22 protein-coding genes are annotated in these 20,685 nt (G+C 69.6%); 9 read left to right on the top strand and 13 right to left on the bottom strand.

Features of this window, described 5'->3' with window-relative positions; translation table 11 throughout:
• Positions 1-121 precede the first annotated feature (121 nt).
• The gene (locus tag OG741_RS18805) at positions 122-1,183 is read left to right on the top strand and encodes an NlpC/P60 family protein (RefSeq protein ID WP_405599371.1); all 1,062 of its coding nucleotides are present in this window, start codon (positions 122-124) and stop codon (positions 1,181-1,183) included.
• A gap of 212 nt (positions 1,184-1,395) precedes the next feature.
• Positions 1,396-2,661 carry a PP2C family protein-serine/threonine phosphatase gene (locus OG741_RS18810; RefSeq protein ID WP_405599373.1) on the top strand — a complete coding sequence of 422 codons (1,266 nt, stop codon included), beginning with the start codon at positions 1,396-1,398 and terminating at the stop codon, positions 2,659-2,661.
• 205 nt (positions 2,662-2,866) lie between these two features.
• Here the strand turns inward: OG741_RS18810 and OG741_RS18815 are convergent, their stop codons facing one another.
• From OG741_RS18815 to OG741_RS18825, 3 genes are all read right to left on the bottom strand, one after another.
• On the bottom strand, positions 2,867-3,208 hold the full coding sequence (locus OG741_RS18815) for a DUF2516 family protein (protein ID WP_324989023.1): 342 nt from the start codon (positions 3,206-3,208) through the stop codon (positions 2,867-2,869).
• A 113-nt stretch (positions 3,209-3,321) separates the two neighbouring features.
• Positions 3,322-3,900: a hypothetical protein gene (locus OG741_RS18820; protein WP_405599376.1), complete on the bottom strand. Its 579-nt coding sequence runs from the start codon at positions 3,898-3,900 to the stop codon at positions 3,322-3,324.
• Between the two features lie 32 nt (positions 3,901-3,932).
• Positions 3,933-4,340, bottom strand: coding sequence for a helix-turn-helix domain-containing protein (locus tag OG741_RS18825; protein ID WP_405599378.1), 408 nt, complete (start codon positions 4,338-4,340; stop codon positions 3,933-3,935).
• A 214-nt stretch (positions 4,341-4,554) separates the two neighbouring features.
• Between OG741_RS18825 and OG741_RS18830 the strand changes: the two genes are divergently transcribed.
• Complete coding sequence (locus OG741_RS18830; RefSeq protein ID WP_324989029.1) at positions 4,555-4,911, top strand: VOC family protein; 357 nt, start codon at positions 4,555-4,557, stop codon at positions 4,909-4,911.
• Positions 4,912-5,060: 149 nt separating this feature from the next.
• Complete coding sequence (locus OG741_RS18835; protein ID WP_405599381.1) at positions 5,061-7,451, top strand: ATP-binding cassette domain-containing protein; 2,391 nt, start codon at positions 5,061-5,063, stop codon at positions 7,449-7,451.
• A 41-nt stretch (positions 7,452-7,492) separates the two neighbouring features.
• Here OG741_RS18835 and OG741_RS18840 read toward each other — a convergent pair whose 3' ends face one another.
• The gene (locus OG741_RS18840) at positions 7,493-8,071 is read right to left on the bottom strand and encodes a DinB family protein (protein WP_405605649.1); all 579 of its coding nucleotides are present in this window, start codon (positions 8,069-8,071) and stop codon (positions 7,493-7,495) included.
• A 100-nt stretch (positions 8,072-8,171) separates the two neighbouring features.
• Between OG741_RS18840 and OG741_RS18845 the strand changes: the two genes are divergently transcribed.
• Positions 8,172-9,188, top strand: coding sequence for a helix-turn-helix transcriptional regulator (locus OG741_RS18845; RefSeq protein ID WP_405599383.1), 1,017 nt, complete (start codon positions 8,172-8,174; stop codon positions 9,186-9,188).
• A gap of 43 nt (positions 9,189-9,231) precedes the next feature.
• Here the strand turns inward: OG741_RS18845 and OG741_RS18850 are convergent, their stop codons facing one another.
• The gene (locus OG741_RS18850) at positions 9,232-10,167 is read right to left on the bottom strand and encodes an NAD-dependent epimerase/dehydratase family protein (RefSeq protein ID WP_405605651.1); all 936 of its coding nucleotides are present in this window, start codon (positions 10,165-10,167) and stop codon (positions 9,232-9,234) included.
• Between the two features lie 62 nt (positions 10,168-10,229).
• Here OG741_RS18850 and OG741_RS18855 point away from each other — a divergent pair, with 62 nt between their 5' ends.
• Both OG741_RS18855 and OG741_RS18860 read left to right on the top strand, forming a co-directional pair.
• Positions 10,230-10,781 (top strand): DinB family protein, encoded by a 552-nt coding sequence (locus tag OG741_RS18855; RefSeq protein ID WP_405599385.1) that lies wholly within the window; start codon positions 10,230-10,232, stop codon positions 10,779-10,781.
• A 350-nt stretch (positions 10,782-11,131) separates the two neighbouring features.
• The gene (locus tag OG741_RS18860) at positions 11,132-12,103 is read left to right on the top strand and encodes a zinc-binding dehydrogenase (RefSeq protein ID WP_405599387.1); all 972 of its coding nucleotides are present in this window, start codon (positions 11,132-11,134) and stop codon (positions 12,101-12,103) included.
• A gap of 111 nt (positions 12,104-12,214) precedes the next feature.
• On the opposite strand, the gene OG741_RS18865 is transcribed toward OG741_RS18860, so the two are convergent.
• The 3 genes from OG741_RS18865 to OG741_RS18875 form a co-directional block, all read right to left on the bottom strand.
• Entirely contained in the window at positions 12,215-13,333 is a 1,119-nt protein-coding gene (locus OG741_RS18865) for a phosphotransferase (RefSeq protein WP_405599389.1), read from the bottom strand.
• Positions 13,334-13,617: 284 nt separating this feature from the next.
• Complete coding sequence (locus tag OG741_RS18870) at positions 13,618-14,379, bottom strand: HAD family hydrolase (protein ID WP_405599391.1); 762 nt, start codon at positions 14,377-14,379, stop codon at positions 13,618-13,620.
• Positions 14,380-14,506: 127 nt separating this feature from the next.
• Positions 14,507-15,418: a GntR family transcriptional regulator gene (locus OG741_RS18875; RefSeq protein WP_405599392.1), complete on the bottom strand. Its 912-nt coding sequence runs from the start codon at positions 15,416-15,418 to the stop codon at positions 14,507-14,509.
• 253 nt (positions 15,419-15,671) lie between these two features.
• Between OG741_RS18875 and OG741_RS18880 the strand changes: the two genes are divergently transcribed.
• Complete coding sequence (locus OG741_RS18880) at positions 15,672-15,839, top strand: hypothetical protein (RefSeq protein WP_405599395.1); 168 nt, start codon at positions 15,672-15,674, stop codon at positions 15,837-15,839.
• Positions 15,840-15,864: 25 nt separating this feature from the next.
• Here OG741_RS18880 and OG741_RS18885 read toward each other — a convergent pair whose 3' ends face one another.
• Positions 15,865-17,109 carry a GNAT family N-acetyltransferase gene (locus OG741_RS18885; RefSeq protein WP_405599397.1) on the bottom strand — a complete coding sequence of 415 codons (1,245 nt, stop codon included), beginning with the start codon at positions 17,107-17,109 and terminating at the stop codon, positions 15,865-15,867.
• Between the two features lie 171 nt (positions 17,110-17,280).
• On the bottom strand, positions 17,281-17,901 hold the full coding sequence (locus tag OG741_RS18890; RefSeq protein WP_405599400.1) for an AmfC protein: 621 nt from the start codon (positions 17,899-17,901) through the stop codon (positions 17,281-17,283).
• 148 nt (positions 17,902-18,049) lie between these two features.
• Between OG741_RS18890 and dtd the strand changes: the two genes are divergently transcribed.
• A complete protein-coding gene (gene dtd / locus OG741_RS18895; RefSeq protein ID WP_324989056.1) occupies positions 18,050-18,475 on the top strand; it encodes a D-aminoacyl-tRNA deacylase in 426 nt (141 codons plus the stop codon).
• A 56-nt stretch (positions 18,476-18,531) separates the two neighbouring features.
• On the opposite strand, the gene OG741_RS18900 is transcribed toward dtd, so the two are convergent.
• From OG741_RS18900 to OG741_RS18910, 3 genes are all read right to left on the bottom strand, one after another.
• Positions 18,532-19,497, bottom strand: a complete 966-nt coding sequence (locus OG741_RS18900; RefSeq protein ID WP_405599403.1) for a YgfZ/GcvT domain-containing protein — start codon at positions 19,495-19,497, stop codon at positions 18,532-18,534.
• A 9-nt stretch (positions 19,498-19,506) separates the two neighbouring features.
• Positions 19,507-19,944, bottom strand: coding sequence for a transcriptional repressor (locus tag OG741_RS18905; RefSeq protein WP_361907146.1), 438 nt, complete (start codon positions 19,942-19,944; stop codon positions 19,507-19,509).
• Between the two features lie 92 nt (positions 19,945-20,036).
• On the bottom strand, positions 20,037-20,609 hold the full coding sequence (locus OG741_RS18910; RefSeq protein ID WP_361907144.1) for an FABP family protein: 573 nt from the start codon (positions 20,607-20,609) through the stop codon (positions 20,037-20,039).
• Positions 20,610-20,685 lie beyond the last annotated feature (76 nt).

A 20,685-nucleotide genomic window follows, 5' to 3' on the forward strand; every position in this document is an offset into this window, starting at 1 on the left:
GCCGGTTGGCCCTGTCGGTTTCGTGGGTGTCGTGGCACCATCGCGACGTCACTCGTAAGTTACTGACGGTAAATCACATGTTAGGTGTTCCGGCGTCCACCCGGAGCCCGGAGGGGGAGTCGTGAACCGACGCCGCTGTGCCACTGCCGCGATCACTCTGGTCTGCGCTCTGACCGTGCTGGCGTCGCCGGGCCAGGCCTTCGCGGCCCCCGAGCCGCCGCCTGCCACGCCGGGCACGCGCGTGCACAAGAAGTCGCTGGAAGACGTGCGCCTGGAACTCGACGCCCTCTACCGCAAGGCCGCGTCCGCGACCGACGCGTACAACCTCGCCGAGGAGCAGACCGAAAGGCAGTCTGCCGAGATCGTCAGGCTGGCCCAGGAGATCGTGAAGGGCCAGGCCCGGATCCAGGAGCTGAGGAACCGCGCGGGCGCCGCCGCCCGCGCCCAGTACCGCGGCGGCGGCCTGCCGACCGAGGCGCAACTGATGCTCACCGACGACCCGCAGCTCTTCCTGGACAGCGCGGGCCGGATCGCGCAGGGCCAGAAGGCCACCAAGGACCTCATCGGCGAACTGACCAGGACACAGGCCGACTTGGCGTCCTACAGCAAGGACGCGAGCACCCAGTGGCAGAAGCTTGAGGCCAACCGCCTCAAGCAGGCCAGGGCGAAGAAGGAGATCAACACCCAGATCGCCGCGGCCAAGTCGATAGAGGACAAACTGGAGAAGGAGGAGCGGGCACGGCTTCTCCAGCTGGAGCAGCAGGCGCAGTACAAGGCGCAGACGGCCTGGCTGAGTTCGGGCGTGCTCAAGGAGATCAACGGCAGGTCGAGCGAACAGGGCAAGAAGGCGGTCCACTTCGCCACGGCCCAGATCGGCAAGCCGTATGTGTGGGGCGCCGAGGGCCCGGGTTCGTACGACTGCTCGGGGCTGACGTCCCAGGCGTGGGCGGCGGCAGGACGGGGCATCCCGCGCACCTCGCAGGAGCAGTGGCGGCTGCTGCCCAGGATCGACATCAGGGACATGCGCCCTGGCGACTTGATCATCTATCACGCGGACGCCAGCCATGTGGGCATGTACATCGGCGACGGTGCGATCGTGCACGCGCCGCGGCCCGGGCGGAATGTGACGATCGCGGGTGCGGGCTCGATGGCGATTCTCGGAGTCGTACGTCCCGACAAGTGACGCATCGGCGACACAGAGGTAGCGGGTACGTGACGTTCGTCATGGCTTGCTGAGCGCGTACTGAGCAAGTACCTCCCCATGCGCGGCATATGCCATCGGCCGTGTGCTCCAGAGCATTCCGCTACGGCGCCAGGTACCGCTATGGTCCCGGTCTGGCGGGGCGTCGATCGTCGCCCTGCCGCCCTCGGGGGGAGGGAAGGAAACCGGAACCGATGCCCGTACCCGTACCGCGACAGAGAGCTGTCCCTGCCGCGGAAACCGCCCAGGGGAGCTCCGGCCCGAGCATGAGCTCTGGCGCGGGCTCCAGCGGCGACCTCACGCTACTGGTGATCGAGGACGACCCGGCGGGCACCCTCTCCGTCCCCGAGCTGCTCGACGCGGCCGGGACCCGGGTCCGTATCCGCAGCGCCCGCAACCTCACCGAGGCGGAGCGGCTGCTCACGGACGACGTCCACTGCATCCTCGTCGACCTCGCGCTGCCCGGCTCCGGCGACGACGAGCTCGGCCCGCTCAACCACGTACTGCGCCTCGCCCCGCGCCACGCGGTCCTCGCCCTGACGACATCGGGCGACGCCGAGCGCGCCGCCGAGGCGGTACGGGTGGGGGCACAGGACCATCTCTTCCGCGACGAGCTCGACGGGCGGCTGCTGAGCCGCGCCATCCGCTACGCGGTGGAGCGAAAACGCGCCGACACGGTCCAGGTGAAACTCGCCGAGTCCCGGCTGCGCGCCCAGGAGAACGCCCGTCTCGAGCGCGGCCTGCTGCCCACTCCCCTGCTCGAGGGCTCGGACCTGCGCTTCGCCGCGCGCTACCGGCCCGGCCGCTCGCGCGCACTGCTCGGCGGCGACTTCTACGACACGGTCCGCACCCCGGACGGCACGGTCCACGCGATGATCGGCGACGTCTGCGGACACGGCCCCGACGAGGCGGCGCTCGGCGTGGAGCTGCGCATCGCCTGGCGTGCCCTGACCTTCGCGGGCCTGTGCGGGGACGAGCTGCTCTCCACGCTCCAGCAGGTTCTGGAGCACGAGCGGGAGAGCGAGGAGATCTTCGCGACGCTCTGCACGGTCGACATCGCACCGGACGGCCGGCGGGCGGGACTGTGCCTGGCGGGCCACCCGACGCCGCTGGTCACCCGGAACGGCCGGGCGGCACAGCTGCTCCCGTACGACGACGGCGGCCCGGCGCTGGGTCTGCTGCCGCGCGCACGCTGGCCGCGCCGCCAGGTGGAGCTGGGGGCCGCGTGGAGCCTGATGATGTACACCGACGGGCTGATCGAGGGACGCCAGGGTCCGGGCGAGAAGCAGCGGCTGGGCCAGGACGGAATGCTGGACATGATCAACCGGCAGCTGGCTGCGGGGCTCGAGGGCGAGGCGCTGCTCGAATCGGCGGTCGCGGAAGTGCGCGCGCTGAACGGCGGGGAGCTGACGGACGATGTGGCCGTGCTGCTGCTCAGCAGAAACGGCTCTTGCCGCTAGGGCCTGTCGTTCGGATCTTGCCGGGTTCGCGTGCCCTGGCACGCACTCCCCCGTAGCCCTTCGGGCACGGGAGGTACCCCCACGCCGCGTTGCGTCAGTCGCCGACGCTCCGCGTCGGCTCCATCCTCCGCCTTGCGATCGCACGCACCAGACCCCGCTCACTGATCCGGCCTGATCGACCGGACAGGACCTAGATCCCTTGTGGTTACCGGCCGCCGTTGTACGGCCCGTAGGGACCGTCGCTGCTGGAGCCCTTGCCGCGGCGGCCGCCGCCGCCCGAGACCTGCTTGAGGGCGGGCCGCACGTCCACGAAGAAGACGATGGTGGCGATGAGCCCGGCGATCGACAGGAACAGCACGGAGACGAACATGTTCACCGCGACCGTGATGCCCAGGATGATCAGCCAGAAGGACTTGGTCTGCTTGTCGGCCGCGCGGTAGGCGTCGTCGCGGGCGAACGCGGCCATGACCAGCGCAGTTACTGCGGTGACCAGGAAGACCAGATCCAGCACCAGCCAGAGAGTGAAGTCGAATCCCGCGCGCAACATGCTGAGCACCGCCTAGTGAGTGGTTGGTAGCGCCTCCGCGGCCAAGGTACCGGGAGAACGCGCCGGGCACCCCAAAGGTGCCCGGCCGTTCTGCTCGTACCCCGTCCCGGGCCTTACTTGGCCGACGGGGTGGTCTTCTTCGCCACGGGCTTGCGCGCCGAGGCCTTGCGGGCCGCCGGAGCGGGCTTCTTCGCCTCGGCCTTCGGCTCGCTCTCGGCCGCGGGCTGCGCCGTCTCCGGCTCGGGCTCGACGGCCACGGCGATCTCGGCGATCTCCTCGGCGGCCTCGCCGCGCCAGGCCTTCACGGTCTGCTCGCCGTGCTCGGCGACCTTCTCGTACGTCTCACGGGCCTTGACGGCGTACTCGGCGGCCACGCCGACGCTGCGCAGCGCCAGGTCCTGAGCACTCTCGCCCAGCTTCTTCAGGTCGGTGTCGAGGTTCCCGATCACCTCGGTGACCTTGGCCTGGACGGTGGCCTGGGCCTCCTTGGCCTGGGTGGTCACCTTCTCCTGGACGGTCTTGGGGTCGGTGTTGCGCACGGCCTCGATACGGCTCGGGGCCTCGGCCTTGAGCTGCTCGATCAGCGCGGGAACCTTCTTCGCCTGCTGAACGGCGAGGTCGGCCGTGCCGGCCGCGAAGTAGAGGGGGGTCGGGTCGGTGAGGGTCTTACGCAGGTCATCGGTGATGGCCATGACTGTGGTCCTCCCGGAGCGCAGTTCGGTGTTCAGACTGAGGGGTTTCCGGCATCACTACCGTCGGCCGTGCGGGGGCCGTCAGCGGCGGTGTCCTCTCCGTTTTCCTTGCGGAAGGACTCGTAGATCTGCAGCAGCACTTGCTTCTGCCGCTCGTTTATCGAGGGGTCGGCAAGGATGACGGCACGCGTCTCCAGCTCGTCCCGCTCCCGCTCGTCGAGAATCCCGGCCCGGACGTAGAGCGTCTCCGCGGAGATCCGCAGGGCCTTGGCGACCTGCTGCAGGACTTCAGCGCTCGGCTTACGCAGACCGCGCTCGATCTGACTCAGATACGGATTGGACACCCCGGCGGCGTCGGCGAGCTGCCGCAGGGAGAGCTGCGCAGTGCGCCGCTGCTCGCGCAGATACTCGCCGAGATTGCCGACGTTGAGTGATGCCATACCTCGATGGTGCCCGCCCTTGCTAACTATTGCAAGCACCTGCTTGCAAAAGTGTTCCAAGCAACACGTCTCAGCGCCTCACAGGCTGTCCGGCAGGTGACCGGACCAGACTGATCAGGAATCGAGAAGCGCCCGCCCCGGGCCGCGGCTAGCGTGACCGCCAGGACGAACGGCGGGCGGTGAACTCGCCGTCCACACGACGTCAGGAGCGACCATGACCGGCTCTTCCACCCAGGGAATCAAGACCGTGCTGCATCCCGTGTCCGACCTGGCGACGGCCAAGGAGGTGTACGCCGCCCTGCTCGGCGTACCGCCGCAGACCGACGAGTCCTACTACGTCGGCTTCGAAGCCGGGGGCCAGCACATCGGGCTGGTACCGGGCGGTGGACAGCAGGGCATGACCGCACCGGTGGCCTACTGGCACGTGCCGGACATCGAGGCGAAGCTGGCCGAGGTGACCGCCGCGGGTGCCACCGTGAAGGAGCCCGCGCACGACGTGGGTGGCGGCCGCCTGGTGGCCACCGTCACCGACCCCGACGGCAACGTCCTCGGGCTGCTTCAGGACCGCTGAGTACCGCCTTCCGCTCCCGCGCTCAGCGTCCCCGCGACACCGAGCAGTTGGTCTGGCGACCAGACGTACGCTCGAAGCCGGTCAGATCGAGCCGGGCGACCCCGACGGAGACCGCGAACCCGGCTCCGCACACCACAGATGGAGACACGATGAGCATGGCCACGAGGACGGACACGCGGTCGCCTGCACCGCACGCTGCGGACAGCCACGATCTGATCCGCGTGCACGGCGCGCGCGTGAACAACCTCAAGGACATCAGCATCGAGATCCCGAAGCGCCGGCTGACGGTGTGCACCGGCGTCTCCGGCTCGGGCAAGAGCTCGCTGGTGTTCGCCACGATAGCCGCGGAATCGCAGCGGATGATCAACGAGACCTACAGCACCTTCGTGCAGGGTTTCATGCCGACGCTGGCGCGGCCCGAGGTCGACGTGCTCGAAGGGCTGACGACCGCGATCATCGTCGACCAGCAGCGGATGGGTGCCGACGCCCGCTCCACGGTCGGCACCGCCACCGACGCCAACGCGATGCTGCGCATTCTCTTCAGCCGGCTCGGGAAGCCGCACATCGGCTCGCCCAAGGCCTTCTCCTTCAACGTCGCCTCGATCAGTGGAGCGGGTGCAGTCACCCTGGAGCGGGCCGGACGGACCGTGAAGGAGCGTCGCGCCTTCAGCATCACCGGCGGCATGTGCCCGCGCTGCGAGGGCCGGGGATCGGTGACCGACTTCGACCTGTCCCAGCTGTACGACGACAGCAAGTCGCTCAACGAGGGTGCGCTCACGATCCCCGGCTACAGCATCGACGGCTGGTACGGCCGCATCTTCAGCGGCTGCGGTTTCTTCGACCCGGACAAGCCGATCCGCAAGTTCACCAAGAGGGAGCTGCACGACCTCCTCTACAAGGAGCCGACCAAGATCAAGGTCGACAACATCAATCTGACGTACGAGGGTCTGATCCCGAAGATCCAGAAGTCGATGCTGTCCAAGGACATCGACGCGCTGCAGCCCCACATCCGGGCGTTCGTGGAGCGGGCGATGACGTTCTCCGCCTGCCCCGAGTGCGGCGGCACCCGGCTCAGCGAGGGCGCTCGATCGTCGAAGATCGACGGGATCAGCATCGCCGACGCCTGCGCGATGCAGATCAGCGACCTCGCCGAGTGGGTGCGGGGCCTGGACGAGCCGTCGGTGGCGCCGCTGCTGGCGGCGCTCCAGCAGACGCTCGACTCGTTCGTGGAGATCGGTCTCGGCTACCTCTCGCTCGACCGGTCGTCGGGCACGCTGTCGGGCGGCGAGGCGCAGCGCGTCAAGATGATCCGCCACCTCGGCTCCTCGCTCACCGACGTCACCTACGTCTTCGACGAGCCGACCATCGGGCTGCACCCGCACGACATCCAGCGGATGAACGGCCTGCTGCTGCGACTGCGGGACAAGGGCAACACGGTGCTGGTCGTCGAGCACAAGCCCGAGGCCATCGCGATCGCCGACCACATCGTCGACCTGGGCCCCGGCGCCGGTTCGGCGGGCGGCACCGTCTGCTTCGAGGGGACCGTTGAGGGACTGCGGGCCAGCGGCACCATCACCGGCCGCCATTTCGACGACCGCGCCGCCCTCAAGGAGGCGGTGCGAAAGCCCACCGGCACGCTGGAGATCCGCGGCGCGACCTCCCACAACCTCCAGGACGTGAACGTCGACATCCCGCTCGGGGTGCTGTGCGTCGTCACCGGCGTCGCCGGCTCCGGCAAGAGCTCACTGATCCATGGCTCCGTCCCCGCCTCGGCGGGCGTGGTGTCGGTCGACCAGGTACCCATCCGCGGCTCGCGGCGGAGCAATCCGGCGACGTACACCGGACTGCTCGACCCGATCCGCAAGGCGTTCGCCAAGGCCAACGGCGTGAAGCCGGCGCTGTTCAGCGCCAACTCCGAGGGCGCCTGCCCCACCTGCAACGGCGCCGGCGTCATCTACACCGACCTGGCGATGATGGCCGGCGTCGCCACCACCTGCGAGGAGTGCGAAGGGAAGCGGTTCCAGGCAGCGGTGCTCGACTACCACCTCGGCGGCCGCGACATCAGCGAGGTGCTCGCGATGTCCGTGACCGAGGCCGAGGAGTTCTTCGGCGCCGGCGAGGCGCGCACGCCGGCCGCGCACCGCATCCTCGGCCGGCTCGCCGACGTCGGGCTCGGCTACCTCAACATCGGCCAGCCGCTCACCACCCTGTCCGGCGGCGAGCGGCAGCGGCTCAAACTGGCCACCCACATGGCCGAGAAGGGCGGCGTCTACGTCCTTGACGAGCCGACCGCCGGCCTGCATCTCGCCGACGTCGAGCAGTTGCTCGGCCTGCTCGACCGGCTCGTCGACTCCGGCAAGTCGGTCGTCGTCATCGAGCACCACCAGGCGGTCATGGCGCACGCCGACTGGATCATCGACCTCGGCCCCGGCGCGGGCCACGACGGCGGCCGGATCGTCTTCGAGGGCACACCCGCCGATCTCGTCGCCGCCCGCTCCACCCTCACCGGCGAGCACCTCGCGTCCTACGTCGGCACCTGACCGAGGCCCTCAGGGGCAGCGTGAGACGGCCCCGGCACCGCTCAGGTCGACTTCTGGCCGTCGATCGTCTCGCGCAGGATGTCCGCGTGGCCGGCGTGCTGGGCGGTCTCAGCGATGACATGCATCAGCACCCGGCGCGCGCTGCGTACCGCTCCCGGCTCGTTCCAGGGCGCCTCCGGCAGCGGGTGCGTCGCCGACAGGTCGGGCACGGAGGCGATGATCTCCTCGGTCTGGGCGGCGACCTGCTCGTAGCGCGCGACGATCCCGGCCAGGGTCTCACCGGGCAGGATCCGGAAGTCGTTCTGGTGGTCGATCGCCCACTGCGGGAACTCGCGTGCGGTACCGGCTGTGAGGTCGGCCCAGGTGACGCCGTCGGGCAGGTCGTAACGCATGGCCGACGGACCATCGACCACGAAGCGCATCCATCCCTCCTCCATGGACGCGACATGCTTGATCAGCCCGCCCAGGCACAGCGCGCTGACCGTCGGATGCTCACCGGCCTGCTCGTCGCCGAGCCCGCGGACGGTGGTGGTCAGGGCGGTTCGAGCGGTCGCGAGCTGGGCGAGCAGGTCGGCCCGTTCGGCGTCGACGGTTGTGGGTGGCGTGGTCGTGGCGGTCATGGTGATCGGGCCCTTCCGGTCGTTCTCGTTGTCTGGCACGAGACGACAGTCGCAGGGGAAGCGGCCAGGTTCTGGCCGCTTCTCGGGGCACCATGAAGTCATGCAGAAGACCTCAGCGCGACTGCTCTCGATGCTCTCGCTGCTCCAGGCACGCCGGGACTGGCCGGGCGCGCTACTGGCCGAGCGGCTGGACATCAGTCCGCGCACCGTGCGCCGCGATGTCGACCGCTTGCGCGAACTCGGCTATCCCATCGTGGCGTTCAAGGGGCCCGACGGCGGGTACCGGCTCGACGCCGGCACGGAACTGCCCCCGTTGCTGTTCGACGACGAGCAGGCCGTCGCCCTCGCCGTCGCACTCCAGATCGCCACCACCACCGGCGCCGGCATCGAGGAAGCCGCGGCACGCGCACTGAACACCGTCCGGCAGGTCATGCCCGCCCGGCTGCGCCGCCGCATCGACACCCTCCAGGTCACCGCCGTCGAGCGGCCCGCGATCCGGCCGAACCCACAGGTCGACAGCAGCGTGCTCATGACGCTCAGCGCCGCCGTCCACGCCTGCGAGGTGCTGCGCTTCGACTACGCCCCCGCAGCCCCACCGGAAGGCTTCAACGACCGAGCCGGATCCCCTCCGCGCCGGGTCCAGCCCCACCACCTCGTCACCTGGGGCGGGCGCTGGTACCTCGTCGCCTGGGACCTCGACCGCGAGGACTGGCGCACCTTCCGCGCGGACCGGATCACCCCGCGTACGCCTACGGGCCCTCGCTTCACCCCGCGCGAGCTGCCCGGAGGCGAGGTGGCGGCGTTCGTCGCCAGCCGGTTCCGGGGCTCCGACGGCTCGGCCGACTGGCCCTGCCGCGGCGAGGTGATCCTCGACCTGCCCGCCGCCGTCGTGTCCCGATACGCCCAGGACGGAGTGGTCGAGGAACTCGGCCCGGACCGCTGCCGGCTCGTACTGGGCTCGTGGTCATGGCCCGGCCTGGCCGCCACCATCGGCAGGTTCGACGCCGCCATCGAGGTCGTCGGCCCGGCCGAACTCAGGGACGCCTTCGCGCACCTGGCCCGCCGCTACGCCGACGCGGCAAGGGACGCACCCGCCACGCCGACCCAGATCCCATGAACCTCGCGATCCGGAACAGCAGCTCCTAGCTCCTCGGGCCGGGTCACCCGAGGCTCTCGCGGAAGCCCTGCCGCCACGACGGATAGCGCAGCTCCCAGCCGAGCTCCCGCTTGGCCTTGGCGTTGGAGAAGCCGCGCCCCTCGGTCATCATCGTCACCACCAAATCCCCGGCCAGCAGCCGGGCCAGCCACTTGGGGACCCGCATCGGCCGCTTCGCCCCCGCGCACTCGGCCAGATAAGGCAGCCACTCGCCGGCCGGGGCCGGTTCGTCGTCGGCAATGCAGAACACACCCTTCGCCTTCTGCTCCACGGCCAGGACGGTGGCGCTCGCCGCGTCGTCGAGATGCACCCATGACGTGTAGCCGGTGCCGCCCCCGACGAGCGGGAACTGCCGCTTGCGCACGAACGTGACCATGTCGTCGGTGGCGCCCGGCCCGTAGAACCCGCCGTAGCGCAGGACCGCGCCACCGGCCCTGACGACCGCGTCCTCGAGGTGGACGATCGCTTCCGCCGCCGTGCGGAACTTCCCCGTCTCCTCGGGCAGCGGGTCCTCCTCGGTCTTCACCCATCCACCCTCGCGGAGGCCGTTCCAGATACCGGCGCTCTGCGCGACGACATGGGGGACGCCGGTCGCCTCGGCCGCGGCCAGCAGGTGGTCCGTCCCCTCGGAGCGCAGCCGATTGGTGGTGGCGAAGAACCGGTCGAAGTGCCTCATATCAGGCTTGCCGGCGTGGGCCGGGGAAATGGCTGTCATCTGGTTCACGATCGTGTCGGGCCGGGCAGCCGCCACGGCCTCAGCGACCGACACCGCATCCAGCCCGTCCATCACGACGCCATCCGCGCCCATCTGCTCCAGCAAGCCCAGCTTGGCCGCGCTCGTCGTCGTAGCCGTCACCTGGTAGCCCCGGGCGATGAGCTGAGGGACCAGCCGCCGCCCCATGACCCCGGTCCCGCCTGCCACGAACACCCGCATGACCATCACCTTCCTGATTCCGGAGAATGTCTCTGACACTGGGACGAGACAGCCCGGCCGTCTGTGACATGCGAGGCAACGAAGCACCCCCGCGCCTTCGAAGGGAATCCGCAGTGACCGTCGAACGAATCGGCCCGCCCCTCACCGGAGGCGAGCGCGAGACGCTCCGGGCCTTTCTGGACTTCCACCGCGCGACACTCGCCATGAAGTGCGAGGGCCTGACCGACGAGGAGCTGCGCAAGCAGTCGATGCCGCCGTCGACGCTCTCGCTGCTCGGGCTGGTGCGGCACATGGCCGAGGTGGAGCGCGCCTGGTTCCGCCGGGTGATCAACGGTGAGGACATACCGCTCGTCTGGTCGGACGACGACGACTACCAAGTGGCGTACGACGCGAGCGCGTCCACCCGCTCGGAGGCGTTCGACGCCTGGCAGTCGGAGGTCGAGCACGCGCGCCGGATCGAGGCGCGGGCTGAGTCGCTGGAGGTGACCGGCTACCAGGCCAGATGGGGCGAAAACGTGTCGCTGCGGCTGGTGACGCTGCATCTGATCCACGAATACGCCCGCCACAACGGCCACGCCGACTTCCTGCGCGAAGGCATCGACGGGACCGTCCGGGCCTGATCGCCGCTAGGGCCTGTCGTTTGGGTCAGGCCGGATCAGTGAGCGGGGTCTGGTGCGTGCGATCGCAGGCCGGAGGATGGGGGTCCCCCCGCCGAAGGCAGGGGGAGAGCCGACGCGGAGCGTCGGCGACTGACGACAACGCGGCGAGCGTGCGTGCCAGGGCACGCGAACCCGGCAAGATCCGAACGACAGGCCCTACCGTCCCAGTTCGGCCGGCAGCGGGCGGCTGTGCGGGACGTCGAGCCGCGACACCGCCCGAGCGTACTCAGCCGCCACCGGACTCGGGGTTGACCTCAACCGCGCATGAGGTTTCAGACTTCCAGCAGTTGTCGACTTGGGGAGCGAAGGTCATGCGCGTGGCACTGGTGAAGGAATTCGGCGGCCCGGAGGTACTGGTCACCACTGAGGTACCCGATCCGGTGGCGGGGCCGGGCGAGGTGGTCGTGGCGGTTTCCGCCGTGGACACGATCTTCGTGGAGACACAGGTCCGGTCCGGCAGCTTCGGCGAGCAATTCCCGGTACAGCCGCCGTACATACCCGGCGGCGGCATCGCCGGAACGGTGCGCGCGGTCGGCGACGGGGTGGACGGTGGGTGGCTCGGCCGCCGGGTGATCACTTCGCTCGGCTTCAGCGGCGGTTATGCCGAGCAAGCGGCGGCCTCCGCGGCCAAGCTCGTCGCCGTTCCCGACGGCCTCGGGCTGCAGGAGGCGGCCGCCCTGGTTCATGACGGCGTGACCGCGGCCGCGCTCATGGAGTCCACCGGCCTCGGCGCGGGCGAACGGGTGCTGATCCTGGGAGCGTCGGGCGGCATGGGCACGCTGCTGGTCCAGCTGGCGAAGGCCGCCGGGGCAATGGTCGTCGGCGTGGCCCGGGGAGAGCGGAAGACGTCCCTGGTACGGGAGTTGGGCGCGGACGCGGTCGTCGACGCGACGGACCCCGAGTGGCTCGCACTGGCCCGCACGGCGCTGGGTCCGGCGGGCGCGGACATAGTCCTCGACGGCGTCGGCGGCGCCCTGGGCCTGGCGGCCTTCCCGCTGACGGCGGACGGCGGCCGCTTCTCGGCGCACGGGGCGCCGACGGGCGGCTTCGCCCCGGTGGACGCGGCGGAGGCGGAGCGCCGAGGCATCAAGCTGCTCGGCATCGGCGACGTACAGCTGACGGACGAGGCGTACGTACGCCTGGCGGCGAAGGCGCTCGGGGAGGCGGCATCGGGCCGCTTGCGGCCGGTGATCGGCGGCACGTTCCCGCTGACGCGGGCGGCCGGAGCGCATGAGGCGATCGAGGGGCGGGGGCTGCGGGGGAAGGTGCTGCTGACGACGTGAGGGGGCCGTGCCGGCGGCGCTCACGCGATCGCTAGTGACCTTCGGAGTCCGTACGGCGTGAACGATTTGCGGCCAACTTGCCTACCCGCAGCCGTTCGCGTCGGCGGATTTCTAAGCTCGTGGAGGCGCTGACTGATCCCCCGGCAACCGGAACCAGCGCGTATACGCGGACACCACCTGGCGGAGCGTCGGCACGCTCTTCAGCTCCAGCGGGTCCCTCGCCGCCGCCAGAGCCCGGCGGATCTTCCACGCCGCGCGCGGCAGGGCCCGCCAGTTCGGATCCGTGCGCGGACCCAAGGCTTCGGCCGTGCGGATGACGTCGGTGAAGACGGACTGGGTCCGCTTGTAGGCGAGCAGGCGTGGCAGGTCCTGCTGCCACGATGCCGAGCTCCCCGGGCGCGCGGCCTCCACCTCCTGCGCCCACAGCTCGGCGATACGAGCCTCCTCGCGCGGCGAGTAGCGCATGAGATGGAGATGGGTGGCCAGTTCGTAGAGCGGATCGCCGATCATGGCGAGCTCCCAGTCGATGGTCCACAGGGCGCCGGCCGTGTCGACGATGAAGTTGTGGCGGTGCAGATCTCCGTGAATCAGGGTGAAGGGGCGGCTCGTGAGCAGCGTGGCCGAATCTCCGAGGCCCGCCAGCGCCTCTCTGCGTACGCCGAGTTCCTCGAAGAGCGTGCCGTACTGCTCTGCGTTGTCGTCGTAGACCCTTTGCCCGGTGAAGTCGATCAGCCGGCTCAGGAACGCAGTCGAGTCGTCGTCGCACGCCGGCCGCTGCCCGTGGGTCTCGCAGGTACGCGGCACGTCCTTGAGCTCGTCGACCTTGATGGTGACCAGTTCCCGGAAGAGCCGGCGCAGTTGAAGGACGTGGCCGGCGGCGAGAGAACGGCCCGGCAACTGCCAGCGGGCGAGGGTCCTGCCCTCGATGAAGCCCTGCAGAAAGACGTTTTCCGCGACCTCCACCGTCTCCGGAATCCGGTCGATCCTGCCCTGGAGCGCCATCAGCAGACGGTCCTCGGAGGTGAAACACCGCCGGTCGAACCAGAGGACCCCGGGACGAGGCGCACGGAGCTTGCCGCGTGCGTAGCGGGCGCTCAGGAGGTTCTCCTCGGGCAGCGGCAAGGCATACGTCTCGTGGTGATAGCCCTTGAGCGGCCCCACGATTCCCCGGGCGCCACCGCTCAGCTCGGCGGCTTGCCGGTGAACCTCTGACGCCGTATGGCCTGCCATGGCTGATGCCCTTGGTGTTCCGGATCAGGAAGTGATTCGAGGAAGGTACCCTTCCTGCCGGTGTTTCTGGGGGAGGTTAACGGCGTTGTCACTCGCCCCCAACCGCCTGATCCGCCCTGGGTGACCGGCACGTTTCGAAAAGTAGCCAGGACTGCTCGAAGACGCCTTGAACGGGCACAGAAGAGGCCGCGCCGCCCCCATAGTGAAACTACTGCAGCCGTCCAACTCCCGTCAGTTGGTCGGCAGCATTGGCCAACTTTGGATGGACTCGCGGCCCTTGGCAGTCAGTCCCTCCGGTGAGCCGACTCCAGGGCGTCGAGGACCGGCAGCAGCTCCGACATGGTGGCCACGATCGCCTTGTCCTGTGCCCCCGCCCTGCGAAGCGGCCCACGCTTCGACTCGTCGCGCGCGTATCCGAGGAAGGGGACGCCGAGTGTGGACGCGGCCCGACAGTCCGCTGCCGAATCCCCGATCATCAGGGACTCGGCAGCGGTCGAACCGGTCGTGTCCAGCGCCCTCCTGAGGCAGTCCGGGTCCGGTTTCATGAGTTTCGGATCCGGCTTGCGGCCGTGGATGTGCTCGCCGAAGAGATCCGAAAGGCCGGTGCGCTCGAGATAGCTCCGCACCGCCCGCTCGGAGTTGTTCGTCGTGACGGCGAGCCGGAATCCGGCCGCGCCGAGCCGGCGTATCAGCAGGTCGGCGTCTTCCGTCGGCTCCGCCGTCAGGGTCGCCCGCAACTCCTGCGAGGTCAGCTGTTGCTCCATTTCCTTCACGAGGTCGCTGTCCGGGTACATGAGTGCGGCGGCTCTCAGCAGGGCGAGGGGATCATCGACGGAACCCGCTTCCACCACCACGTCACCCGGGACGTTCCGCGCCGCCCAGATCCGGAGCTCGGCAGCGATCCCGGATGCCGGATGCCCGTCGAAGAGATGGCAGACCGGCCCGTCGAAGTCGAAGAGAACGCACTTGGCGGCGCCGAAGAGGCCGACCAGGTCCCCGGTCAGGTCGGGCACGTCGGTCAGGTCGGTCACGTCCGATTCACTCACGTCGCTCCGTCCGTCGCGGCAGAGGGCGGCGTGCCGGTGCCACCACTCCCCCATACTGCCCGCAACCACCCTCGGCGGTCGGGCAGTTGGCGGGGAGCGAGCGGAAGGCCCACTGGAGTGGCGCCGATCAGCTGCCCAGGGTGATTCCCTTGGCGAGCGTGCCCCACAGCCCGTCGAACCACTCCTGCGCCTGCGTCACGAAGGCCTCGTCCCGTGCCCCTCCGCCCAGACCGAACGGGAAGAGCATCGAGTTGCTGCCGAGCACGTCGAAGATCTCCTGGGGTGTGTCGTCGATCTGCTCCTCCCGCTTCGTGACGATGTAGAACGCGAACAGCGCCTCGGAGCCGTTGAGCAGATACAGCTTCACGGGCGGGGTGAACGGCAGGGCCCTGAGCGTCACCTCGACGTCGATGCCACGGGTGCTGCGCAGGGAGCGCAGGCTGTGGCGCAGGACGGCGCCGTGGTTGTTGCGCAGCGACAGCCAGTGATCGTGGACCAGTTGGCCGTCGCCGGACTCCTCCTCCGCCGGGCGGGGAAAGGCGAGGTCCAGGTCGCGCGAGGGCACCATCACCCGGACCTTCACGGTCTCGGGCGTGATCCGGCCCGAGCGGATGAGCTGGAGCGGCTCGGCGAGTGCCATGTTGAGGGACTCCGCGGTCAGCGAGACCGCGTCGATACGGACGTGAGGTTCCTCGAACGCCTCGATGAGGCGGGGCCCGAGCCCGGCGGCCGTCTGCTGCGGTTCGTCGGCGGCCAAGACATCCTCGCCGTCCGTCGTGAGCGTCGGCAAGACGTCCGGCTCGCTCGCGACGAAGGTTCCGCTGCCCTGGCGGGTGACGATCAGGCCCCTGTCCCGGAGCAGGTCCAGCGCCTGGATCACCGTGGCGCGGGAGACCTGGTACCGGTCGGCCAGTTCCTCCTGCGTCGGGAGGCGCTCGCCTGGCCGGTGGGTGCCGTCGCCTATCTCCTTGCGGAGCTTGTCCGCGACCCGCTGGTACCTGAACGTGGCATCCCTCGACGCGGAACCATTGCTTGTCACCCCACAAACCATACAACTCACAAGCGACCACGGTGAGATGCCCTGCACAGCTGATCAAGCGAGATTCTTGCACCGAACAACACACCCACTCGACCAGACAAGTTTGCGGGGTCACCTCATGCGGGCATCTACCTATCAGGTCAACCGGATGAATTTGTACGGTAGTTGGACCTCTGAACGACGCTGCAACTTGTCCCAGCCGCACAACGGTGTGCGGGCACCGGCGCCCTTCCCCCTGAAGGAGTGACCACCAATGCCCCTCTTCACCCTCGTAGTAGAGCAGTACGTGCAGTGGCGGTTCGGCTTCGTGGCCGCGCTGGGACTCGCGCTGCTGGTTATCGGCGTCAAGGCCGAGAACCCCACCTGCGCCGGTATCGGCGGTCTCCTGGTGACAGCGCCCGCCGTGACCGCGGGTACCTGACAGGCCCGCCCTCAGAAGCTCAGGCTCAGAACACGTCCGGGCACCAGGGCCGTCGCGACGTACGGAACAACGCGTCCGCCACTGCCGCCGCCCCCGGCGTCGCCTCGGCCGCCAGGCCCAGTGCCGACAGCCTGACCGCCGACTCGTCACCCAGGTACAGCGCACCCAACTCCCGTACATCCAGCGTCAGATCGGGCGACTCGACCGACGGGGCGCACACCGCCCCCTCGGGTGAGGCGTCCAGCCGGAAGGTGCCGCCCGCGAGGCCCGCGGAGTCCTGGACGTCCAGGACCAGGGTCGCGGCGGCCGCGTACGTGCGCGCCTCCAGGGCCCGCACGACGTCCAGGATCCGCACCCACAGGAAGTCCGCGTGCGTCAGGATCCGCGCCGCGCGCGGGTCCGGGAGCAGCAGCGGGAGCAGGTCGTCCGGCGCGCGAAAGCCCGACTTGACCGTGGCTATCCAGTCGACCGAGCAGACGTAGTGCCACAGCGCACGCTCCGCCGCAGGCGTCAGCGCCAGCAGCTCGCGCACCGTCGCGGTGTTCAGCGGCTGCTTGGCGTCGCCCCACTTGTCGTCCGCCTCGTAGGCCAGCAGGCCCTCGATCTCCCCGGACGCGGAGCGGTAGACCGCGTAGTACGGCTCCGTCCAGGGCTGGCCGGGCAGCTGCACCTGGCCCGTGTTCAGCTGCCACCAGCGCTCGTTGCGGCTCACCACGCCCGGCTGCACGGCCGCCAGCCGCGCATGCAGTTCCGGGCCGAGTTTGCGTACGTCAGCCGCGTCCACCAGGTCGATACGGCCGCCGTCGGACGGGCCGGACCAGCGGGGGTCGAGGCCCGTGCGCGGGACGTCGACCGCCCATTCGGTCGTCCAGGCGGCGGGGCCGAAGCCGTAGCGCCCGTATATCGGGTACTCCGCGGCGATCAGCGTGGACACGACGTCGCCGCGTTCCTTCGCCTCGGCGAGGTCCGCGGCCATCATGCGGCTGAGCAGGCCACGGCGGCGGTGGGTGGGCGAGACCGTGACGTTCGAGACGGCGCTCGCGGGGAGCGCGGCGCCGCCCACGGTCGTGAGTTGCTGGTCGAAGGAGCGGAACGTCGCCACACAGCGGCCTTCGTCGAACGCGCCGCGCACCCGCGCGAGGTCGGTGTGCGGCCGGCGCGACGCGACCTCCTCGTCCGAGATCACCGGCGGCCGCAGGAAGCCGGTGTTCAGTGCCCGCAGCCAGTCGGGGTACTCGGACTCGGTGATGACGCGGGTTTCGACGCTCATGCGAACCACGCTAGGCCGAACGCCGACCGGCCCGCATCCGAGTTTCCACAGCCCCGGTATGACAAAAAGACCGCGCGGAGCGCGCCGACCGCCACGTACTCGGAGTGGAGCTCATCGCGGGCCTTCCGGGGCGTGGGCCCGCTCCCGGAAGACTCGGTGCGATCAATCGCTTCAGGTGAGCAGGTCGTCCACTTGCGCTTCGCCCTCACGGTACCTGCGGGCGATCTCCGCGCTGCAGTCGTCCGCGGTCCGCTGAAGCAGCTGACGCCGGCGGGAGACCTGCTGCTCGTAGCGGATCAGCCGTCCCATCGCCGCGTGCAACTCCTCGTCCGTGCGGGCGTCGAGGTCCGAGAGCTCGACATCGGCGAGCATGTCGGCGGCCAGCCGCCGATACTCCTCGTTGTGCGGCGTCGAGAGCGTGACATGGCGCGCGGAGGAGCGGTGCCGCGACGGCGCGTCGGCCAGGATCTCCGACAGCCGGTCGACGACCGGGGACTCCGGGACGACCGGGGTCACCGGGTCTCTGCGCCGGGCCAGCTCGGCACGCAGGATGTCGATCCGTCCCTGCAGCAGCCGTCGTACGTAGCTCAGATCCGCCTCGTCGCGATGCGAGTCACGGCGCAGGGTGCGCAGCTCGGGCAGCCGAAGGGCGGGGAGGTCGTACTCCGGGGGCTCCGGCAGGGCGCCGGAGAGGCGCTGCATGGGCGGCCGTACCGCACACGTCGTTCCGACGGGAGATGCAGGTGTGGATACGGGACCGGGCAGCGGCTGCCCGGCGCCAGATGTGCTCATATGCGTGTGTCCGTCCCCTCGACCGGTGCATGTGGTCTCCCCGGGCCCGGAGGGCCTGGGGGAAGCACCGCCTTGATGCATCGTGCCACTCCCTGCGCATCTGACGCAGGTGCTCTGCACCCGTTCAGCCCCAGATAGGTTGGTCTGTATGCGTGCGGTGGTGCAGAGGGTGGACGGCGCGAGCGTCGTCGTGGCGGGCGAGACGGTCGGCGAGATCGTCGGCGAAGGACTGTGTGTGCTGGTGGGAGTCACCCACGAGGACACCGGGGAGAAGGCGGCGCAGCTGGCCCGCAAGCTCTGGTCGGTGCGGATCCTGGAGGGCGAGAAGTCCTGCTCGGACGTGAACGCGCCCTTGCTGGTGATTTCGCAGTTCACTCTCTACGGGGACGCCCGGAAGGGCCGACGCCCCACCTGGAACGCGGCCGCGCCCGGTGATGTGGCCGAGCCTCTGGTCGACGAGGTGGTGGCGCAGCTGCGGGCGCTGGGCGCGACCGTGCGGACGGGCAGGTTCGGGGCGGACATGCGCGTCTCGCTCACGAACCACGGCCCGTTCACGGTGATCATCGAGGTCTAGGGAGCGTCTTCCGGTGTCCTCGTGCCTCGCCGGGCCTCCCGGGTCGGCGGCCGGGGCTACGGCTCGACGACGGGTTCCTGCGCCGCCGCCGTGTCTCCGGCCAGCAGCTCCGCGTCCATCGGCACATTGCGCTTGACCAGAGCCAGCGCGATCGGGCCGAGCTCGTGGTGGCGGGCGGACGTGGTCACAAAGCCCAGCTGGCGGCCCTCCGCGCCCTCCGACGCGAGCCGGAGCGGGGTGCCGTGGGGCGGCAGGTGCACTTCGCTGCCGTCGAGGTGGAGAAAGACCAGGCGACGCGGCGGCTTCCCCAGGTTGTGGACACGCGCGACGGTCTCCTGGCCGCGGTAGCAGCCCTTCTGGAGGTGGACGGCGCTGCCGATCCAGCCCAGCTCGTGCGGGATGGTGCGGTGGTCGGTCTCGAAGCCGAGGCGGGGGCGGTGGGTCTCGATGCGCAGTGCCTCGTACGCCAGGATCCCGGCGGCCGGGCCGTTCTCCGCCGCGTACGACTCCAGGCCGGCGCGCGGCAGAAAAAGATCGCGGCCGTGCGCGGTCTCCCGTACGACCACACCCTCGGGCGCCTTGGCGATGGAGCCGGCGGGCAGATGCACCACGGCGAACTCTTCGGTGCGGTCAGCCACTTCGACCCGGTAGAAGAACTTCATCGACTCCAGATAGCCGATCAGCGCCTCCTGCGTGCCGGGCTCCACGTGGGCCCAGACCGTCTCACCGTCGTCGACGAGATACAGCGCGTGCTCGATGTGGCCGTGCGCGGAGAGGATCAGCGCCTCGGTGGCCTGCCCCGGCGGGAGCTCGCTCACATGCTGGGTGAGCAGCAGATGCAGCCAGTTCAGGCGGTCGTCGCCGGTGACGGTGACGACACCGCGGTGCGAGAGATCGACGAGGCCGGTGCCGTCCGCGAGGGCACGCTGTTCGCGGAACAGATCGCCGTAGTGCGCGGCGACTCCTTCGTCATGTCCTTCGGCGGCGACGGCACCCGGCAGGGACAGCAGAGGGCTTTTCATGCGGTAAGCCTACGACTCGGTAGCCGGCGCCTCGGCGGTGCACGTCTCACAGCGGCCGAAGATCGCGAAGTGCTTCATGTCCGTCTCGAAGCCGAAGGTGTCACGCAGCTTCGCGGTGAAGTCCGCCGCGACCTCGACATCCGCCTCGATCACATTCGTACAGTCCCGGCAGACCAGGTGGATGTGGTGGTGGCGGTCGGCGAGGTGGTAGGTGGGAGCGCCGTGGCCGAGGTGGGCGTGGGAGACCAGGTCGAGCTCTTCGAGGAGCTCCAGGGTGCGGTAGACGGTGGAGATGTTCACGCCGGACGCGGTCCTGCGCACCTCGGAGAGGATGTCGTCGGGCGTCGCGTGCTCAAGCTTGTCGACGGCTTCGAGGACAAGCTGGCGCTGGGGGGTCAGCCGGTAGCCGCGCTGCCGCAGGTCGCTCTTCCAGTCGGTGCTCACCACGGGTCCAGTGTAGGCGGGGCACCACCGCGGACGGGCTGCGTCCACAGAGGCAGCCCCGGCCGCGGGCCAGGGCCACCGGGAAGACCTTCGGGTTACTTGAAGAAGGCGATGCCGTCGTCGGGGAGGTCGCCGAGGTCCTTGGCCCACGCCGCGACCTGCTCCGGGGAGACGACCTTCTTCAGATGCGCCGACATGTACGGCCGCAGCGGGACCTCCGGCGTGGACTTCTCGCCCACCCACATCAGGTCGCCCTTCACATAGCCGTAGAGCCGCTTGCCACCGCTGTACGGGCCGGACGCCCTGGTGCGCGCCACCGCGTCCGTCACCAGGTCGATCTGCGGCTTCTGGTCGGCGAGCTCGCCGTACCAGACCTCGACGACGCCCTGGTCACGGACCATGACGATCTCGACCTTGCGGTCGGAGTCGATACGCCAGAAGCCGGACTCCGACTCCAGGGGCTTGACCTTGTTGCCCTCGGCGTCGAGGACCCAGGAGTGGGAGACGTACTCGACGAAGTCCCGGCCGTCGTGGCTGAAGGTGACGGACTGGCCGAAGTTGCACTTCTCGGCCCCCGGGAAATCGGAAACGCCCACACCCTCCCAGGTACCGAGGAGGAAGGCGAGGGGGACGAGGTCCGGGTTCAGGTCGGACGGAATCTCGATCATGAGCAGCTCTGGCGATCTGTAGAGATACGGGTGTGACTAGCGCTGACCCTGGTAAAGCTTCTTCACGGCCAGACCG

This window comes from Streptomyces sp. NBC_01410, from assembly GCF_045040195.1.
Classification (GTDB): Bacteria; Actinomycetota; Actinomycetes; order Streptomycetales; family Streptomycetaceae; genus Streptomyces.

Coding starts and splice junctions, on each gene's coding strand:
- OG741_RS18810 (WP_405599373.1), top strand. CDS start 1,396: ATGCCCGTACCCGTACCGCGACAGAGAGCTGTCCCTGCCGCGGAAACC.
- OG741_RS18815 (WP_324989023.1), bottom strand. CDS start 3,208: ATGTTGCGCGCGGGATTCGACTTCACTCTCTGGCTGGTGCTGGATCTG.
- OG741_RS18820 (WP_405599376.1), bottom strand. CDS start 3,900: ATGGCCATCACCGATGACCTGCGTAAGACCCTCACCGACCCGACCCCC.
- OG741_RS18825 (WP_405599378.1), bottom strand. CDS start 4,340: ATGGCATCACTCAACGTCGGCAATCTCGGCGAGTATCTGCGCGAGCAG.
- OG741_RS18830 (WP_324989029.1), top strand. CDS start 4,555: ATGACCGGCTCTTCCACCCAGGGAATCAAGACCGTGCTGCATCCCGTG.
- OG741_RS18835 (WP_405599381.1), top strand. CDS start 5,061: ATGAGCATGGCCACGAGGACGGACACGCGGTCGCCTGCACCGCACGCT.
- OG741_RS18840 (WP_405605649.1), bottom strand. CDS start 8,071: ATGACCGCCACGACCACGCCACCCACAACCGTCGACGCCGAACGGGCC.
- OG741_RS18845 (WP_405599383.1), top strand. CDS start 8,172: ATGCAGAAGACCTCAGCGCGACTGCTCTCGATGCTCTCGCTGCTCCAG.
- OG741_RS18850 (WP_405605651.1), bottom strand. CDS start 10,167: ATGGTCATGCGGGTGTTCGTGGCAGGCGGGACCGGGGTCATGGGGCGG.
- OG741_RS18855 (WP_405599385.1), top strand. CDS start 10,230: ATGCGAGGCAACGAAGCACCCCCGCGCCTTCGAAGGGAATCCGCAGTG.
- OG741_RS18860 (WP_405599387.1), top strand. CDS start 11,132: ATGCGCGTGGCACTGGTGAAGGAATTCGGCGGCCCGGAGGTACTGGTC.
- OG741_RS18865 (WP_405599389.1), bottom strand. CDS start 13,333: ATGGCAGGCCATACGGCGTCAGAGGTTCACCGGCAAGCCGCCGAGCTG.
- OG741_RS18880 (WP_405599395.1), top strand. CDS start 15,672: ATGCCCCTCTTCACCCTCGTAGTAGAGCAGTACGTGCAGTGGCGGTTC.
- OG741_RS18885 (WP_405599397.1), bottom strand. CDS start 17,109: ATGAGCGTCGAAACCCGCGTCATCACCGAGTCCGAGTACCCCGACTGG.
- OG741_RS18890 (WP_405599400.1), bottom strand. CDS start 17,901: ATGAGCACATCTGGCGCCGGGCAGCCGCTGCCCGGTCCCGTATCCACA.
- dtd (WP_324989056.1), top strand. CDS start 18,050: ATGCGTGCGGTGGTGCAGAGGGTGGACGGCGCGAGCGTCGTCGTGGCG.
- OG741_RS18900 (WP_405599403.1), bottom strand. CDS start 19,497: ATGAAAAGCCCTCTGCTGTCCCTGCCGGGTGCCGTCGCCGCCGAAGGA.
- OG741_RS18910 (WP_361907144.1), bottom strand. CDS start 20,609: ATGATCGAGATTCCGTCCGACCTGAACCCGGACCTCGTCCCCCTCGCC.